The organism is Chitinophaga oryzae (genome assembly GCF_012516375.2).
Classification (GTDB): Bacteria; Bacteroidota; Bacteroidia; order Chitinophagales; family Chitinophagaceae; genus Chitinophaga; species Chitinophaga oryzae.
Genome location: NZ_CP051204.2, coordinates 2,698,816 through 2,716,138, shown reverse-complemented (window position 1 = coordinate 2,716,138; position 17,323 = coordinate 2,698,816). Strand labels below are relative to the sequence as shown.

Sequence of the window (17,323 nt, the reverse complement as noted above, 5' to 3'; positions counted from 1 at the left end):
TCGCTCTTTTATTCGTAAAATCAAAAAATCGCAAATCAAAAAATCTCCAAATCAGAACAGCTCTCCCTGTACCTGTGTATCCTCGTTAGGGTCCGGATCTTCATCTTCAGACAACAACTCGGCACTGATCAGGTCATCTCCTGCAATACGGGTACCTACTGTCCTCCAGCCGGTTACTTCCACGAATTCGGAGAGATCGATCTCTTCTTCTTCAGGACTGCGTTTCTTACCTGTTTTCAGTAACACCACCGGTTGGGTGTGGGTGGTCACCATCTCCAGGTAGTTGCCGCTGCCTTCTTTAATGAAGAGGAATTTATTGTTCAGCGTTTGTGTTTCGATACGGAAACGTTTTACGTTGAACTGCTTTTTATCGGCGTCGAAATAGATGGCCGTTACTATTTTTTCCGGATTGAACTTCTCGATATAAACCACATCGTTGGATTCATAGCGGTTGGTGAGCTCATAGTTGGTCAGCTCGTAGGTACCGTTCTTGAACGCCACGAAGATCTTGTCTTCTCCTTCAAAGCTGCCGATGTATACGCCTCTTTCTTCCGTGTTCAGGCGGCCTGTTTCGGAATCGTACCAGATTTTCTGGCCGGCGAGGGTGGATACGCCTTTTTCCTTGAATTTCACGCTGCGGATCGGGTACTTCGTTACCTGGTTACCCATAGAGATACGGCCTTTGATAGCGATGGTTTCAAAGAACAGGTCAAACTCCTTGTTACGGGCGGAGCAGTTGGGGCTCAGCTTGATGGTCACTACTTCTGCTTCTCCGTTGGGGTTGGCAGAGAAGTAGTGCACTTTGGAATTTTTCTCTCCTTTATGGGCCAGGTCATATTCTTTGTCGCGGGTAACGCCGGTTACGTTGAAGCGTTTGGCGTAGCTCACGCCGGTTTTACCTTCCACATAGATCATGTTGTAGGTAGTACGTTCATCGTTTTTACGGAACACGTCCACATGAATGATGTCTTTACCCACGAAGGTTTTATCGGCTACTTTGGTCACCAGCATTTTGCCATCCCTGCGGAACACGATGATATTGTCCAGGTCGGAACAGTCGGCCACAAACTCGTCTTTCTTCAGAGAAGTGCCGATGAAGCCGTCTGCACGGTTTACATATATTTTGGTATTGGCGATCGCTACCTGTTGCACCTGGATGGTATCAAAGGTTTTGATTTCTGTTTTACGTTCGCGGCCTTTACCATATTTCTTCTGTAGCCCTTCGTAATACGCCACTGCGTAATCCACCAGGTTTTGCAGGTCATTTTTCACCTGCTTGATATCGGCTTCCAGTCCTTTGATCTGCTCGTTCAGCTCGTTGATATCGAGGCGGTAAATACGGCGTACAGGCTTCTCCGTGAGTTTCACAATGTCTTCGCGGGTAATCTCGCGTTTCAGTTGTTTCTTATACGGCGTAAAACCTTTATCGATGGCAGCCAGCACTGTTTCCCAATCTTTGTGCTTCTGTTCCAGTTCCTTGTAGATCCCTTTTTCGAAGAAGATTTTTTCAAGAGAGGTGTAGTGCCATTTGTCCTGTAATTCCGCCAGTTTGATTTCCAGTTCCTGTCTCAGCAGTTCTTTGGTAAAGTCGGCGGACGCTCTCAGTAACTCGGAGGCAGTGAGGAACTGCGGTTTATCGTTCACGATCACGCAGGCGTTGGGTGAAATCGAAATTTCGCAATCCGTGAACGCGTACAGTGCGTCGATGGTGATGTCCGGAGAGATGCCGGGCGCCAGCTGCACTTCAATTTCCACTTCAGCGGCGGTATTGTCCACCACTTTACGGATCTTGATCTTACCGCTGTCATTTGCTTTTACGATAGACTCCATCACCTGGGTGGTGGTGACGCCGTAAGGCACGTCTTTGATGAGGAGCGTCTTTTTATCTTTCTCTTCGATATGGGCGCGCACTCTTACTTTGCCGCCGCGTTTACCATCGTTGTAAGCGCCTACGTCCACCATACCGCCGGTAGCGAAATCGGGGAACAGCTCAAATTTTTTCCCTTTGAGATATTTGATGGAAGCGTCTATCAGCTCGTTGAAGTTGTGGGGTAATATTTTGGTGGACAGTCCCACCGCGATACCTTCCGCCCCTTGTGCCAGCAGCAGCGGGAACTTCATGGGCAGTGACAGCGGTTCGTTTTTACGGCCATCGTAGCTGAGCTGCCAGGTAGTGGTTTTAGGATTGAACGCCACGTCCAGCGCAAATTTGGAGAGACGGGCCTCAATGTACCGGGCCGCCGCTGCATCGTCGCCGGTGCGCACATCGCCCCAGTTACCCTGTGTTTCTATCAGGAGATCTTTCTGGCCGAGGTTTACGATAGCGTCGCTGATGGAAGCGTCGCCATGCGGATGGTACTGCATCGTTTGCCCGATCACATTGGCCACCTTATTAAAACGGCCGTCATCCATCTCTTTCATGGCGTGGAGGATACGACGCTGTACGGGTTTCAGCCCGTCTTCCACGCTGGGTACGGCGCGCTCCAGGATTACATAGGATGCATAGTCCAGAAACCAGCTCTCATACATACCGCCCACATGGGTGATATTATGCAGCGATTCGTCTGATGTTATATTTTCCATATCCATGTATAAATACTCTTACTGTTTTTCGATAATCATTTTTTCAAGGTCTGCCCGCCATACGCGTACGCTGTCTTTCTGCACGTCGGCCATGGAGTTCAGCTCTATAAAGCAGCAATCCGTTTCGGCGATCAGCTGGTGCCACAGATTAACGGGCACTTCCACCCGCGCCGGCGCGGTAACTTCCGTGGTATGGATCTCGTTACCTCCTACCGGGCACCAGTGTATCAGCGCTTTACCGGTAAGCAGGAACATGATCTCCGGGTTTTTATTGTCGCTGATACCGGTATGGTAGTGCTGACCGCTGCTGCTGCCGGCGTGCCGGTAGCACAGCATAAATTCCCCGGTCCGGGTACAGTCCCAGAGATAGTTGCTTCCCCGGTCATCTTCTCCTGCCAGAGACAGGGTAGTTACTTTTATCATTCCGATACAGGATTTTCGGTGTTCGTTTCTCCCGGCAGTTTCACTTCAAAGTCACGGATGGTTTTCAGGTCGCCTTTACTTTCCACTTTACCTTCTTTCACCAGCTCTTTCAGACGCCATCCGAGAAACAGGTCCAGCACCGGGTATTTCAGCTTGCCGGTCACCTGTTGTACCACCCGCCATGCCTTGACAAACTCCTTACCGGTTTGTGCCAGCAGTTCCTTGTCATAAAACAGGGTGGGCTCTCCTTTGATTTTTTTACCGCCTTCCAGCATCCGGATACCGGCGTTCTCATTCATGAGGCGGTGCCATTCATCTCCATCCAGTTCAAACTCCGCAAGGGAGATGGGCCTGGCCAGTTTCTTCGCTTTCAGGAATTCCCTGGGCAGTATCTGGTGCAGGTGGGTAGGATAAAAAATAGCGCCTTTTTCATTCAGGAAAGGCAGGTTATTGAGGTAGATGATATGGATGCGGCCTGCAAAGTCATACAGCTGGCTTACCAGCCAGTAGTAGCCGCATACGTCGCGGGCGTTCTGGCCGGCCCATATCCATACTTCCAGCTCCTGGTCCTCTTTCAGGCGTGTTTTCAGGGCTTTCAGCGCTTCTGCATCGCCCGGCGTTTCTTCCGCGGCCGGAGCAACGGTTTCCGTAGCAGGCGTTTCCGGCAGTAATTCCGGCTGCAGCTGCGGCTGTGAAGCCGTAGCGCTGATCTGCTGCCACCACTGGCGGCGGTTGGCCTGCCCTTCTTTGGTATCGAGGATAAACAACGGGCCAACAGACAGGTCGTCTTCAAAGCAAAGCAGTTCGCCCTGCATTTTTTCGTCCATGCTGATGGCTTCGGTCATTACCGGTATTGCAGCCTCGCCAAACACGATGTGTAACATTCAATTACGAATTACGAATTATAGTTTACGAATTATTAATTACGAACTACCAATGCCTTGAAAACTCCACATTCATAATTCGTAATTCGTAATTCGTAATTACTCTTCAATCAGGTCTTTTTCGTACCGCAGGTTGTTGATAATGAACTCCTGTCTGGTCTGGGTGTTTTTGCCCATATAATATTCCAGCAGTTTCTGGATATGAATGTCTTTCGACAGGATGATCGGCTCGATACGGATGTCATCGCCGATAAAGCGGCCGAATTCTTCCGGGGAAATCTCTCCCAATCCTTTAAAGCGGGTGATCTCCGGTTTGTTGCCCAGTTTCTTCACTGCTTTCTGTTTCTCCTCTTCGGAGTAACAGTAGATGGTCTGCTGCTTGTTACGTACGCGGAACAGCGGCGTTTCCAGGATATATACGTGCCCGTTTTTCACCAGGTCGGGGAAGAACTGCAGGAAGAACGTGAGGATCAGCAGACGGATGTGCATACCGTCCACATCGGCATCGGTTGCCACTACAATGTTGTTGTAGCGCAGCCCTTCCAATCCTTCTTCAATATTAAGCGCGTGTTGGAGGAGGTTAAATTCCTCATTTTCGTACACGATCTTTTTAGTGAGGCCGAAGCTGTTCAGGGGTTTACCGCGCAGACTGAACACCGCCTGTGTTTCCACGTTGCGGGACTTGGTGATGGAGCCGCTGGCGGAATCACCTTCCGTAATGAAGATGGTCGTTTCCAGCCGTTTGGCTTCCTGTTCAGCTTTGTCTTTGCCGGTAAACTCTTCATTGAGGTGGATGCGGCAATCGCGCAGTTTACGGTTGTGCAGGTTGGCTTTCTTTGCTCTTTCGTTGGCCAGCTTTTTAATGCCTGCCAGTTCTTTTCTTTCGCGTTCGCTCTGTTCGATGCGTTTCTTCATCGCGTCGGCTATCGCCGGGTTACGATGCAGGAAATCGTCGAGGTGTTTGGAGAGGAAGTCCAGCACAAATGCTTTTACAGAAGGACCGCCTTCGAATACCACCTGTGAGCCCAGTTTGGTTTTGGTCTGGGATTCGAACACCGGTTCCTGTACCCGTACGGAGATGGCCGCGCAGATGGAAGAACGGATGTCGGTGGCTTCATAATCTTTTTTGTAGAAGTCGCGTACGGTTTTCACGAAAGCCTCCCGGAAAGCCGCGAGGTGCGTACCGCCCTGGGTGGTATGCTGGCCGTTCACGAAGGAATAGTACTCCTCACCGTATTGGTTTTCGTGGGTGATGGCCACTTCTATATCTTCTCCTTTCAGGTGGATGATGGGATAGCGCAGGTCTTCCTCGTTGGTTTTACGCTGCAGCAGGTCCAGCAGACCATTTTTGGAGAGGTATTTTTTACCGTTGAAATTCACTGTCAGACCGGCGTTCAGGAAGCAGTAGTTCCAGATCTGGTTTTCGAGGAATTCCGGGATGTAACGATAGTTTTTGAAAACGGTATCATCCGGCGTGAAGGTCACGAGGGTGCCGTTCGGTTCGGAAGTAGCGGTTTCTTTATGTTCCTTGACCAGTACGCCGCGTTCAAACTCCGCCACTTTCATGCGGCCATCGCGCACCGACTGCACGCGGAAATAACTGGAGAGGGCGTTCACCGCTTTGGTACCCACCCCGTTGAGGCCGACAGATTTCTGAAAGGCCTTGCTGTCATATTTGGCGCCGGTATTGATCTTACTCACCACATCTACTACCTTGCCCAGCGGAATACCACGACCAAAGTCGCGCACCGTCACACTGTGCTCGGTTACTTTCAGGTCTATCTGCTTGCCGAATCCCATGGTGTGTTCATCGATACAGTTGTCGGCCACCTCCTTGAGCAGGATGTAAATGCCGTCGTCCATGCTGGAACCATCGCCCAGCTTACCGATGTACATACCGGGACGGAGGCGGATGTGCTCCCGCCAGTCCAGTGACCGTATGGAGTCTTCCGTATAGGAAGCAAATAGATCTTTGTTATCCGTCTTATCCGTGTTTGCCATATTATATTAAAGTTTCCTAAATATTTATTTTCCTAGGGTTTAAAAGGCTGCTGCAAGGATACTAAATCTTTTAGCAAAATCCGATTGCTGGCAAAAATAAAGGATTCATTGAATCATCCCAAGTATTAGTTATACAATATGTATGGAATATTAATTATCAATTAATTATCAATGTATTGGTCGTGTTAAATTTTGGGGAGTAGCCGGGGGGACCACCGAATATCTTTCTATTTGCCTCTCCGGATTCACAAAATTCTATGAAAAATATTTTTTATTCAAATAATTAATTATATTTACGAAAGACACATTTATCGAAAACATCCTAAACCTATGTCCTTATGAAAACGCTTTTTATCATTCTCATTTTAATGGCCCTGCTCGCCGCAGTTATTGCAACTTTTATTATCCGCCGCGAACAGGAAAACAACATCGGTAATAAATTTCTCCGTCTCATCCGGAAATTTGATTCCTGGCAGATGATGCGGTAATCTTTCACACACAGCGGGGTCTTCATACATTACTATCAGCAAAAGAGCATCAGTACGGCTATCGCCTTCAGAGGAGTGTCATGTATTTGTACACAGGGAAAAATTATTTAACCATACAATCCCCATCCTATGAAAACTGGTCTGTTATTCAAACTGGCATGCATGCTCATTGCCACCTTGGTACTTTGTGCTCACTTGTTGCGTAAACACGCAATGAAGTAAAAGAACTATAAAAAAGCAGAAGGAGTTGCAGATGATCTGCAACTCCTTCTGCTTTTAATGCGTTTAGCGGTTGTAGTATTTGTTTACCGCGTCCGTCCTGCTGCGGACGTGCAGTTTCTCATAAATATTATGAACGTGCCGTCTCACTGTTTCGATACTGATAAACAGGTTGCTGGCAATTTCCTTGTAGAGGAATCCTTTCGATAACTGATCGAGAATTTCTTTTTCGCGCGTGGTCAATGCTTCCAGCGCCGGGTTAGGTTTTGCCTGTTTCTGGAAAAAGGCCACCACCCTTCTGGCAATCTGAGAACTCATCGGCGAACCGCCTTCGTGCAGATCCCTGATGGCTTCCAGCAGTTCACCGGGAGAGGTTTTTTTGAGGATGTACCCACTGGCGCCGGCTTCCAGTGCCATGAAAATTTTGTCGTCATCTTCATATACAGTGAGCATCATAAACTGCATATCCTGGTACTCCGCTTTCAACCGGGCAATACATTCAATACCATTCATCCCACCGGGAAGATTAAAATCCATCAGGACTACGTTGGGCAGCAGGTGAGGGATTTGCTCCAGTGCGGTTTCTGCATTATTGAAGGTGCCAACACAGGCATAACCGTCAGAACCATTAATCAGCAATTCCATAGCCGTGCGGATATCATGGTTATCTTCTACTATCGCAATAGAAATGATGTCCATGTTATCCTGGGCCTTCTTCTTTGAGTATACCGTCATGTTTATAGGAATTATAACACTTAAATGTTACTTAAAACAAATGTATGTTAATTTAGTGGGATATCGAGAAAAACTATTGTGCCGTTGTTGGAAGTGATGTCTGCATTGCCGCCTACGGCCATCATCCGCTTCTGTATATTTTTCAAGCCATTGCCAAACAAACGCACCTTCTCCTGGTCAAACCCTTTGCCGTTGTCTTTGATCATGATCGTCATGTTTTTATGCATTTTCACTTCAATGATTACCTCTGTTGCCTTCGCATGTTTCACCACATTATGCAGCGATTCCTTCACCGCCAGGTAAATGTTCCGGCGTGTGCCGCCGCTCAGCTTAATATCCGGAATAACTTCAGGGAAGAAAAACTGATGCGAGATGTGCGCGTGCTCCAGGAAATCGGCAGCAAAACTGCGCATATACGCGATCAGATTGGCCAGGGAATCATTGGAGGAATTCATCGCCCAGATGATTTCACTCATCTTGTCGATCATCTCCCCGGCTGTTTCACTAATGCGCTCAATCTCTTTCGTTTGCGATGTGTCCGGTATCTTTCTTTTGGCTATTTCGCTCAGCAGCCTGATCGTGGACAAACCAGACCCCAGATCATCGTGCATATCGCTGGAAATACGCGCCCGCTCCTGGTCTACCGCCTGCTCTTTTTCCAGTTTTAGTTTCTCATGCCGTATTTTATAATCAAGATACAACGTAGAGAAATAATATGCAATGCCTAACAGCAACAACAGTAATAAAAATCTGAACCACAGCGATTGCCAGAACGGTATCCGGATCTGTATCTCCAGCATCGTGGGCGTTGTGTTCCAGCTGTCATCATTGTTGGAAGCTTTCACTTTAAAAATATAACTGCCGGGATGCAGGTTCGTATAGCGCGCCATCCGGAAAGCACCGGCCTCCACCCAGTCTTCATCAGCTCCTTCCAGCTTGTACTGTACCTTGTTTTTCAAAGGGTTGGTATACTCCAGCGGCACAAACTCAATTGCGATCGTGTTCTGGTTGTAAGGCAGCTCTACCCGCTTCAGCAACGAAATGGCGGTGTCTGACTCATAAGGCTTGTCCAGCACTTCCATCCTCCTGATAATCACCTTGGAATTGAACGGGTTCTTCCGGAAATTCTTCGGATAAAAACCATTTACCCCGCGGGTACCACCGAAAAACAATTCCCCGTCGATAGACTTATAAAAAGCGCCGGTATTAAACTCATTGGACTGTAGCCCGTCTTCATGATTAAACGTGGTGATCTCGCGGGTAACCGGGTTGATCTGTGTTACTCCTTTGTTGTGGCTCACCCAGATACGGTCTTTGTCATCCAGCAACACTCCGTACATGTAATCGTTGATCAGTTTCGGATAGTCGTAACTGTTATAGTGCGTTTTCAGCCGCCCTGAAGCGTCATACACGAACAACCCTTTATTGGTGGCCACCAGCAACTCTTTGTGTGGTGTTTTGTTGATGCCTTTTACCGTAGTGCCTTCCGGCAACTTCACATACCGCCAGTGGGAATCGGCCAGGTGTTTGATATACAGGGCCGACTTGGTGCCCACATACTGATTGCCCATATGGTCCTCGAAGTAAGTGGTCAGTAGTTCATCCTGGAAATCATGCACCACAGACACGGTATAATCATAACCGCCATGTTCTTCGAAACGCAGCAGGTAACGGCCATAATTAAAATACAGTTCACCGTTGGCCCGTTTGAAGAGAAAGGGGAACGGGTCTTTCTGCGGCGGCAGCTGCAGTGCGTCCACTTTGGCTGTCAGGTCCCGGAAAGCTTTGGTCTGCACATTGAACAGGCCGATATGCATACCGGCGAAATGCAGCCACAGGTGTTCAAAATTCTCCCGGCAGATAGCCCCCAGGTCATTGCCCGGGAACTTATGCGGATACAGTTCGTTACTGATACGCTCCAGGAACTTACCGCCTTCGCCATAGATGTTCAGTCCGTCGCGCATCAGGCCCACATACAATTTGCCGTCATCGTGCTTGTATACCGCCTGCACCATATTGTGGGAGATATAAGGAGAGCGGTAGAGGTTGAACACCTTTTTATGCGGGGAATATTTTTTTACGCCGTCACCATCAGTGCCCACCCACATGTTATCGGAACCGTCGCGATAAAGGTAGCTGACGAGGTTGTAGGAGCGGGTTTCAAATGTATTGAAGCTGACGATATGCCGGATAATTTCGTTGCGGGCGATACTGTAAATCAGTATGCCGTCGGTCCCGCCAATCCAGGCGTTGCCTTCATGATCGATCTCCATCACATTGGGAGTGAAAGCATCTCCCCATTCATTCCGGTAATCATAACTGAGATCGCTGAATTTGTTGCGGCGTTTGTTGAACACGACAATATGCCCTTCGCTGACGATCAGGATGGAATCCGCATTCAGGTTACGCATAATAGCATTCCTGCCAACACCGGGCAGGCAGTAGGTTTGCAGCTGCAGCGTCTGAATATCGAGCGCCAGCAGTTCCCCTTCGTCGCCACTCATCCAGATGGTGTTGCCATCCTTCAGCAAGGCGGAAGGAATAATGCCCATCCGCTGAAACTGCGGCGGATACAGGATAATACGGCGGGTCACATACGAACTGTCGTCCAGCACGTACAGCCCTTTCATAGGGCGCCATACCCACAGGCTCCGGGTAGCGGCATCTTCCCCCAGTATGCGGAATTTCACGTTGGCGTCCCGCTCCTGGGCATTTACATTAGAGGTGTCTATCAGTACGTTGCGGAAATTATTACGATACTTGTCGTATAGGCTGATCCCATTGTTATGGACCAGCAGCAGCTGGTGATGACGGTCGTGATAGAAAGAATATCCTTTGTAACCTTTCAGGTCAAACCGGTTGATCACCGCCCGGTTGCCGTTGCTGCCACGGGGCACCAGCTCGCCTTTCCCTTCCCCTGCCCTCGCCTGGGAGCTGGGTTTGTAGCGGTATTCGTTGAAAGTATAGCCGTCAAAACGGTTAATGCCATCGCGGGTGGCGATCCAGAGAAAGCCCTGGTCGTCCTGCGTGATATCAAAAATGGTGCTTTGGGAAAGCCCGTCATTTACACTGTAGCTGTCAAAAATATACGGCTTCTCCTGCGCATATAATATACCGGTACCCATTAGTAGGGCGCATAGGCTCAGGCAGAAAAGTCTTTTCAATTGGCGGGAATGAAGCACGCTGATTTAGTTATTGACAGTAAGCTGGTTTAGGCTGTTTTTGCAAATATATAATTCTGCGCCACACTTTAAAGCTATTTTGTAATTTTCTTGCGGTTTAACCGATTGGAAATAAATATTATAATTAATGACCATACTTGCCCGTTACATTCAACGTCCTGCTACCGGTGCTTTCCGGCAGATGATTTTCCTGAAGCGCCTGCTCAGTCAAAGCCTGCTTTTGCTGATGCTCACCACCGCCTATATTCAGGTGTCCGCACAAAATACTTATCAGCTTCACACGCTGGAAGCGCAACCACCCCTGAAAAGCATACGCGGCCTTAGTGCTGTGAGCGACGACGTGGTATGGGCATCCGGTACCGGCGGCATGGTAGGCCGCAGCATCAACGGCGGCGCGGACTGGGAATGGCATCAGGTAAAGGCATGCGACAGCTGCGACTGGCGCTCGCTCTACGCGTTTAACGATCGTAAAGCGGTGGTGATCAACGCCGGCGAACCGGCGCATGTGTTCCTGACGGAAGACGGCGGACAGTCCTGGCAGCGGGTATACTTCAACGCTACTCCCGGCATTTTCTTTGATGCTGTTGCCTTTTATAATGAACAGGAAGGTATCGCTATCGGCGATCCGCTGCAACAACATTTTGCAGTGCTCCGTACGCATGACGGCGGCCGCACCTGGCAATTGGATACGCCGGCACAATCCCCCGAAGCCGCTACCGGCGAGTCCATCTTCGCGGCCAGCGGTACCAGCCTCATAGGCCGCAAAGGCCTCACCACCTTCGTGACCGGGGGTACCGTATCCCGCATCCATACGCTGTCCGGCCACCAATGGAGCAGCAGGCCCTTGCCCCTGTTACAGGGACAACCCAGTATGGGCGCCTTCTCTGTGGCATTCCTGGACAACCGCAGCGGCATCGTGGTTGGCGGCGATTACCGCAACGACACCCTTCGTCAACAAAACTGTCTGCTGACCAGCGATGGCGGCCGTACCTGGACCAGCCCACGCACGGCGCCCGGCGGATTCAAATCCGCCGTCACCTGGCTCACAGCTAAAATACTGGTCGCCACCGGCACTTCCGGCACAGATATTTCTGTCAACGGGGGCAAAGACTGGCAGAAGATAGGCGCAGGATTTCATTGCGCTGTTAAAGCAAGAAAAGGAAAACGCCTATTTTTGGCGGGAAAATCCATTGGATATTTAGAAATTTAGATATTTAGAAATTTTGGGATTTTGGGGAATTGAGATTTGGGCGATTGTGGGATTGGGGATTGTGGGATTAGGGATTGGGGATTGGGGGATTGGGGATTGGGGGATTGGGGATTGGGGATTGGGGGATTTGAAAGAAACCAGGCACACTTCCAATCAAAAAATCGTAAATCAAAAAATCCCTAAATGAAAAAGGTGCTCCTGGAAAGGCGCACCGAAAAATAGGTTAAAGCAAAAAGTACATTTACAATATGAAGTTACTAACTAATCAAGTCAATTTTCACTCTTTTTTGTCAAAAGAGTGATTTAAATCGTAAACGCGGGAATATCCGCTTCTAACGCGAATGTCTGTACTACTCTGATTTTTTTATGTAATTTAAGACCATGCAACAGCCGGGAACTAACCCGGTAAAATACAGGCTGTTGTCCGTGATTCACAAAAAGAGATTATGCAAGTTGAAACCTCGTCCAGTAAATACGGTATTAAACATTATCCGGACGCTATCCGGGAATGGAAGAAAGAAGGAAACTATTTTTGTTTTTACACTACCGAAACCATTTTGGAAGTAAGGGTGATCGCAGACAAGATCATCCGTTTCCGCTACGCTGCCGACGGCACTTTCCAGCGTGACTTTTCCTACGCCACCAGCGACACCCTCGAAGAATCCCCTATTACTTTCGGCATTAAAGAATGGGAGGAGACTTTTGAAATATATACCGACGTTCTTAAAGTGTTCATTGCCAGGGACAACCTGCGTATCACCATTACCGATAAAGACGGGAAAGTGATCAACCAGGACGAAATGGGCTTCCACTGGCAGCACTACCTGCAAAAAGGCGGTAAAATCGTCTATTGCAGCAAACTCGTGCAGGAAGACGAGTGTTTCTACGGCCTGGGCGACAAGCCGACGGAGCTGAACCTGCGCGGCAAACGCCTCGAAAACTACGGCACCGACGCCTACGGCTACCAGAAAGACACCGACCCGCTATACCGCAACATCCCCTTTTATTACGGGCTGCACAACGGCATCGGCTATGGCATCTTCTTCGATAATACTTTCCGTACCATTTTCGATTTCGGTAAAGAACGGGAAGACGCCTGCAGCTTCTGGGCCCGCGGCGGGGAAATGAACTACTACTTCATCTACGGTCCTGAACTTCTGGATGTGGCTGCTTCATATACCCGTATTACCGGCACGCCGGAACTGCCGCCCCTGTGGACGCTCGGCTATCACCAGTGCCGCTGGAGCTACTACCCCGACAGCCGTGTCCGGGAAATAGCCGCCGAATTCAGAAAACGCCGGATTCCCTGCGATGTCATCTACCTTGACATCGATTACATGGAAGGCTTCCGCTGTTTTACCTGGAGCAAAGAATACTTTCCCGATCCGGCAGGCCTCATCAGGGACCTCGCCGCACAGGGTTTTAAAGTAGTAGTGATCATCGACCCGGGCATTAAAGTAGACCCGGAGTACAGCATCTACCAGGAAGGCGTGAAAAACAACTACTTCTGCAAACGGGCAGACGGCGCACTCATGGAAGGCGACGTATGGCCGGGTAAATGCGTGTTCCCCGATTTCACCAACCCGGAAGTAAGAGAATGGTGGAGCAGCCTTTTTAAAGGACTCGCAGAAACCGGCGTCCGCGGCGTATGGAACGATATGAACGAACCGGCTGTTTTTGAAATGGGTACTTTCCCGGAAGACGTACGGCACGACTATGACGGCGAAGAGGTAAGCCACCGTAAAGCCCACAACGTATATGGTCACCTGATGAGCAAGGCCACCGCCGCCGGTATGAAAAAATACCTGCTGCCCAACAGGCCCTTCCTCATTACACGCTCCTGCTATGCGGGCGCACAACGCTGGTCTTCCGTATGGACCGGCGACAACGTCTCCAGCTGGGAACACCTCTGGCTGGCCTCTGTTCAGTGCCAGCGCCTCGCAGTGTCCGGCCTCTCCTTCGCCGGCAGCGATATCGGCGGCTTTATCGGAGAGCCCGACGGAGAACTCTATACCCGCTGGATCCAGCTGGGCACCTTCCACCCGTTGATGCGCACCCACTCCGCCAGCAACGAAACCGGCTTCAACCAGGAACCGTGGAGCTTCGGGCCGGACTATGAAAAAATTGTCGCCAGGTTCATTTCCCTGCGGTATGAACTGCTGCCCTATCTGTATACCACCTTCTGGCAATACGCCACCCACGGCACGCCCATGCTGCGGCCCATCGCCTTCGTGGCACAGCATGATCCGGCTACCCATAACTGCACACACGAGTTCATGGCAGGCGATGCCCTGCTGATCAGCCATGTGAGCGAAGAAGGGATGAAAGAGAAAGCCGTATACCTGCCACAGGGTCAATGGTACTATTTCTGGAATGATAAGGTGTACAATGGCGGCCAACAGGTGACTGTGGCCACGCCACTGGAAGAAATGCCGTTGTTTGTAAAGGCCGGCGCTGTCGTTCCCCGCTACCCTGTTATGCAGCATACCTATGAAACACCCATCACGGAAATGCTGCTGCATGTTTACTACGGCGATACCGTTACACAAAGCACACTGTATGAAGATGCCGGTGATCATTACGGTTACAAGAACGGCCAGTACAATGTCATCACTTTCAAACAGGTCTCTTCGGCAGAACAGTTTATGCTGAAGAAAAAATATTTCGTCAACTATGAAACAGCGTATAGCCATCACCGTATTATCCTGCATGGCCTGCCATTTGAAGCAGGCGCCGTGCTGGTAGACGGCGTACCGCTGATGCTGACTGCCGAACATCACTTACCTGACGGCACTATTTCGTTTATAGCTGACCGTGGGTTCGAAAATATTACGATCCACAAAGTGTAAGATAATTTGTTGTCAGACCGGTCATGTGCATCCCGCAGGGAAAGCATGACCGGTTTTTCTTTTTCCGGAAGACCAATAACTACCCGTATGAAAATTGCCATTATCTGAAATTACAATCCCCAGGCGGGCACCCGGGCTCTACCGCGGCACATCCGCAGCCGCTTATATGCAGGTTTCTGCTGCAGGTAAAAGCGTCCATAGAAACACCCTGATACCTGTGCCCGCTATAACGCGTGTTTGCTAATGAAACAAAACCATCTGTAAAAAAAGAAAAAGGAGAAAGAAGGTTCAGAAGAAAAAAGGCTCTCAGATAGAGATCTGCCGCCGGGTTCCTAACCTATGCCAACTTTAGAGATCCTAAAAATAACAGCTTAAATGCGATGCGCAAAATTCTGACAGCTGTCAAAAGCACAATGAACAAAATGAACAGATTCGTTAACATTGAATTAAGAAATCGGCATTATACCAAGGTTAGTACCGGTTTATCACAGAAAGCCTAAACGCACGCTCATCGGGCCTTTTCCCGGATGCGACCAAACAGCAGTAGATAAGTCATTCACCCCCAATACTCTCCGACAAAGCGTTTCATCAACAAAATCCATTTAGCAAAAGCGGCAAAAAAACCGGATATCCTGTTATACAAATACGTCAGCGGGAATATAGAGATGGTCCCCGATCATAGCTGTATACTAAAATATCCGGTATATACTGCTTAGTAAAAAATCGACAAAAAGAAAATAGAGATCAACGCGCAGAAAACCAGCAATACAAAAATTGCGCGGAACAAAATCTCAGTTCTGTCAGGAGTGGATTCCAGTCCATTTAATTCATGAGGTCCATCTCCATGGTTGATTATCAGGTTTTTCATACAAACAAATTAAAGGATTCACAATAAAATAGCGTACACATTGCCATCAGAGCTTTGTTCCTCATTTACTTCTCTAATGAAAGTACAAAATAAAAAGCTAAAACGGACAACTTTTCTCCTTCATTTTGGCATAAAAACCCGTTCATTTTGTTCAACCTTCTCAGTGTTGCTTTTTTCGCTTTCCGGCGTCCTGGTGGGGCAAAGTCGCAGGCGCAGGTGCCGTAGGGGGCGTTGCGACAGTAGTACTATCTTCCCCCATATCTTCAGGCGTCACCAGCTCTCCTCTTTTGTAATATGCTTTCGCCATTTTACCGGTATCTTCATCATATAATTTCCATACACCGTTGCGCACGGAATTGCCCTGCCGCACGATCACCACCGGCGTTTCCTGTTGCGTTACCGGGTCCACGGCCATCACGGTGTCCTTCTGCCCTTCTATTTCGGTCGCCAGGTAAGCGCCTTCTTCCGCACGCTTTCCGTTCGGATAAAAGTATTTACAATAACCATCCAGCACATTATTCCGGTAGGTCTCTTCTGCGATAATATTGCCGCCGAGCGAAGTCTTCTTCCAGATCCCTTCCTTACGGCCGTTTTTATACGTTCCCTCCCAGATATACCCAGGCTCGCCACGCAGCTCTTCCACCTGTTCTATCCAGTAACCCTGTTTACGCTGTTGGGCATCTTTCTGATTCCTGGGCTGCCCGGCCTGTCCCTGCACCTGGCCTGCTGTCGCCAGCATTAACCCGATGATTGTCCCCGCTATTATTTTTCGCATATGCTGTGATTTTATCACAAGTTAAATAATTCCGACATGTATTTGCACCTGTAATAAAAAGCCGGCGTACTTTCCAGTACACCGGCCCGGTTGTTTTTTAGCAGCGTTACTATTTATGTAGTTTAATATCTCCCAGCTTTGTATCCCTGCCCCGCTCAACGGTCACATTGGTAATGGTAGTGTCTTTATACCCGTTGGATGTATTCACAAATACATTCCAGGTACCCGGTTTCAACCCGCGCACTTTAAACTCACCGCTTCTCCAGGGCAATGCGTACAGTGTGTCTTTGTTGCTGTTGTAAACAGAGATCACCGGGTAGGCGTCCCAGGGCGTAACACGGCCGGAGAGGCTGCCCATTTTCAGGATAGTGAATACGTTGATGTACGGACGCAGGATGAACTTGCCGTTCCAGGTACGGATGATGGAACGTTGTACATCGAAATCCAGCCACAGCTGCAGGTTGTCGGTAGACACTTCGTCCCATTCGTTATGCCTGATCCTTACAATAATCTTTGACTGGCCGGCCACAGAGGTAACCGGATAAGTCACGTTGTTTTTCACGAGGGAATTGTTGTCTCCAATGGTGATACGGATCCGCTTCATCACGCCCTTCTTTACCAGGCCACCGGCCAGCAGGGTATCGGCGCCATTACGAAGCGTCAGCAGGTCATACACGCCGGGACGGATGCTCAGTGAATCCCATACCTGGCAGGTATCACGGCCCTGACGGTCGTGGTCGCGGTCTTCGTCCCACCAGCAACGGTCGCGGTCATTCCAGTTGTCGTCGTCGGTTTTTCCGCAGGTGTCTATCAATATCTCTACCTTGCGGATGTCCAGCAATACCTTGTCGAACAGCCCTGGATCATCGGAAAGAAACAAGCTGACTTTTTGCTGGTTCCGGGGAATCGGATCAGCGGAGGATGATTGATCTTTTTTACAGGAGTACAACAGGATGGCGGCCAGCAAAGGAATCGATACGGCCAGCAAACCCCGCTTCAGGAGAGCACTTTTCATACTTTGTAGGTTTTTTATACAATAAAAAAAATATGGCTGATGCAGATAGCACTTAGCAGATAAGGCCGGCTGTTGGTCCTGGCTGGATTGT

At 49.2% G+C, this 17,323-nt stretch carries 11 protein-coding genes; 3 read left to right on the top strand and 8 right to left on the bottom strand.

Annotation, left to right across the window (positions count from 1 at the left end):
• Positions 1-51: 51 nt before the first annotated feature.
• From HF324_RS11410 to HF324_RS11395, 4 genes are all read right to left on the bottom strand, one after another.
• Positions 52-2,583 carry a DNA gyrase/topoisomerase IV subunit A gene (locus tag HF324_RS11410; RefSeq protein ID WP_258539491.1) on the bottom strand — a complete coding sequence of 844 codons (2,532 nt, stop codon included), beginning with the start codon at positions 2,581-2,583 and terminating at the stop codon, positions 52-54.
• A gap of 18 nt (positions 2,584-2,601) precedes the next feature.
• Positions 2,602-3,006 (bottom strand): hypothetical protein, encoded by a 405-nt coding sequence (locus HF324_RS11405; protein ID WP_168859808.1) that lies wholly within the window; start codon positions 3,004-3,006, stop codon positions 2,602-2,604.
• Complete coding sequence (locus HF324_RS11400; RefSeq protein ID WP_168859807.1) at positions 3,003-3,890, bottom strand: DUF1835 domain-containing protein; 888 nt, start codon at positions 3,888-3,890, stop codon at positions 3,003-3,005. Before HF324_RS11400 ends, HF324_RS11405 begins: the two co-directional genes overlap by 4 nt.
• 99 nt (positions 3,891-3,989) lie before the next feature.
• A complete protein-coding gene (locus HF324_RS11395; protein ID WP_168802576.1) occupies positions 3,990-5,891 on the bottom strand; it encodes a DNA topoisomerase IV subunit B in 1,902 nt (633 codons plus the stop codon).
• 338 nt (positions 5,892-6,229) lie between these two features.
• On the opposite strand from HF324_RS11395, the gene HF324_RS11390 reads away from it, so the two are divergent.
• Complete coding sequence (locus tag HF324_RS11390) at positions 6,230-6,379, top strand: hypothetical protein (protein WP_168802575.1); 150 nt, start codon at positions 6,230-6,232, stop codon at positions 6,377-6,379.
• A gap of 285 nt (positions 6,380-6,664) precedes the next feature.
• Here the strand turns inward: HF324_RS11390 and HF324_RS11385 are convergent, their stop codons facing one another.
• Together HF324_RS11385 and HF324_RS11380 are read right to left on the bottom strand one after the other, a co-directional pair.
• Positions 6,665-7,333 carry a response regulator transcription factor gene (locus tag HF324_RS11385; protein WP_078670869.1) on the bottom strand — a complete coding sequence of 223 codons (669 nt, stop codon included), beginning with the start codon at positions 7,331-7,333 and terminating at the stop codon, positions 6,665-6,667.
• A 47-nt stretch (positions 7,334-7,380) separates the two neighbouring features.
• Positions 7,381-10,458 (bottom strand): ligand-binding sensor domain-containing protein, encoded by a 3,078-nt coding sequence (locus HF324_RS11380; protein WP_168802574.1) that lies wholly within the window; start codon positions 10,456-10,458, stop codon positions 7,381-7,383.
• Between the two features lie 184 nt (positions 10,459-10,642).
• Here HF324_RS11380 and HF324_RS11375 point away from each other — a divergent pair, with 184 nt between their 5' ends.
• Positions 10,643-11,725, top strand: a complete 1,083-nt coding sequence (locus tag HF324_RS11375; protein ID WP_168859806.1) for a beta propeller repeat protein — start codon at positions 10,643-10,645, stop codon at positions 11,723-11,725.
• A gap of 446 nt (positions 11,726-12,171) precedes the next feature.
• Positions 12,172-14,574 carry a glycoside hydrolase family 31 protein gene (locus HF324_RS11370; protein WP_168802572.1) on the top strand — a complete coding sequence of 801 codons (2,403 nt, stop codon included), beginning with the start codon at positions 12,172-12,174 and terminating at the stop codon, positions 14,572-14,574.
• A 1,028-nt stretch (positions 14,575-15,602) separates the two neighbouring features.
• On the opposite strand, the gene HF324_RS11365 is transcribed toward HF324_RS11370, so the two are convergent.
• Both HF324_RS11365 and HF324_RS11360 read right to left on the bottom strand, forming a co-directional pair.
• Positions 15,603-16,217: a toxin-antitoxin system YwqK family antitoxin gene (locus tag HF324_RS11365; RefSeq protein WP_168802571.1), complete on the bottom strand. Its 615-nt coding sequence runs from the start codon at positions 16,215-16,217 to the stop codon at positions 15,603-15,605.
• Positions 16,218-16,326: 109 nt separating this feature from the next.
• Entirely contained in the window at positions 16,327-17,232 is a 906-nt protein-coding gene (locus tag HF324_RS11360) for a DUF4382 domain-containing protein (protein ID WP_168802570.1), read from the bottom strand.
• Positions 17,233-17,323: the final 91 nt, after the last annotated feature.

Bases quoted from the DNA above. Each gene is read 5' to 3' on its own strand.
- HF324_RS11410 (WP_258539491.1), bottom strand. From the start codon at position 2,583: ATGGAAAATATAACATCAGACGAATCGCTGCATAATATCACCCATGTG.
- HF324_RS11405 (WP_168859808.1), bottom strand. From the start codon at position 3,006: ATGATAAAAGTAACTACCCTGTCTCTGGCAGGAGAAGATGACCGGGGA.
- HF324_RS11400 (WP_168859807.1), bottom strand. From the start codon at position 3,890: ATGTTACACATCGTGTTTGGCGAGGCTGCAATACCGGTAATGACCGAA.
- HF324_RS11395 (WP_168802576.1), bottom strand. From the start codon at position 5,891: ATGGCAAACACGGATAAGACGGATAACAAAGATCTATTTGCTTCCTAT.
- HF324_RS11390 (WP_168802575.1), top strand. From the start codon at position 6,230: ATGAAAACGCTTTTTATCATTCTCATTTTAATGGCCCTGCTCGCCGCA.
- HF324_RS11385 (WP_078670869.1), bottom strand. From the start codon at position 7,333: ATGACGGTATACTCAAAGAAGAAGGCCCAGGATAACATGGACATCATT.
- HF324_RS11380 (WP_168802574.1), bottom strand. From the start codon at position 10,458: ATGGGTACCGGTATATTATATGCGCAGGAGAAGCCGTATATTTTTGAC.
- HF324_RS11375 (WP_168859806.1), top strand. From the start codon at position 10,643: ATGACCATACTTGCCCGTTACATTCAACGTCCTGCTACCGGTGCTTTC.
- HF324_RS11370 (WP_168802572.1), top strand. From the start codon at position 12,172: ATGCAAGTTGAAACCTCGTCCAGTAAATACGGTATTAAACATTATCCG.
- HF324_RS11365 (WP_168802571.1), bottom strand. From the start codon at position 16,217: ATGCGAAAAATAATAGCGGGGACAATCATCGGGTTAATGCTGGCGACA.
- HF324_RS11360 (WP_168802570.1), bottom strand. From the start codon at position 17,232: ATGAAAAGTGCTCTCCTGAAGCGGGGTTTGCTGGCCGTATCGATTCCT.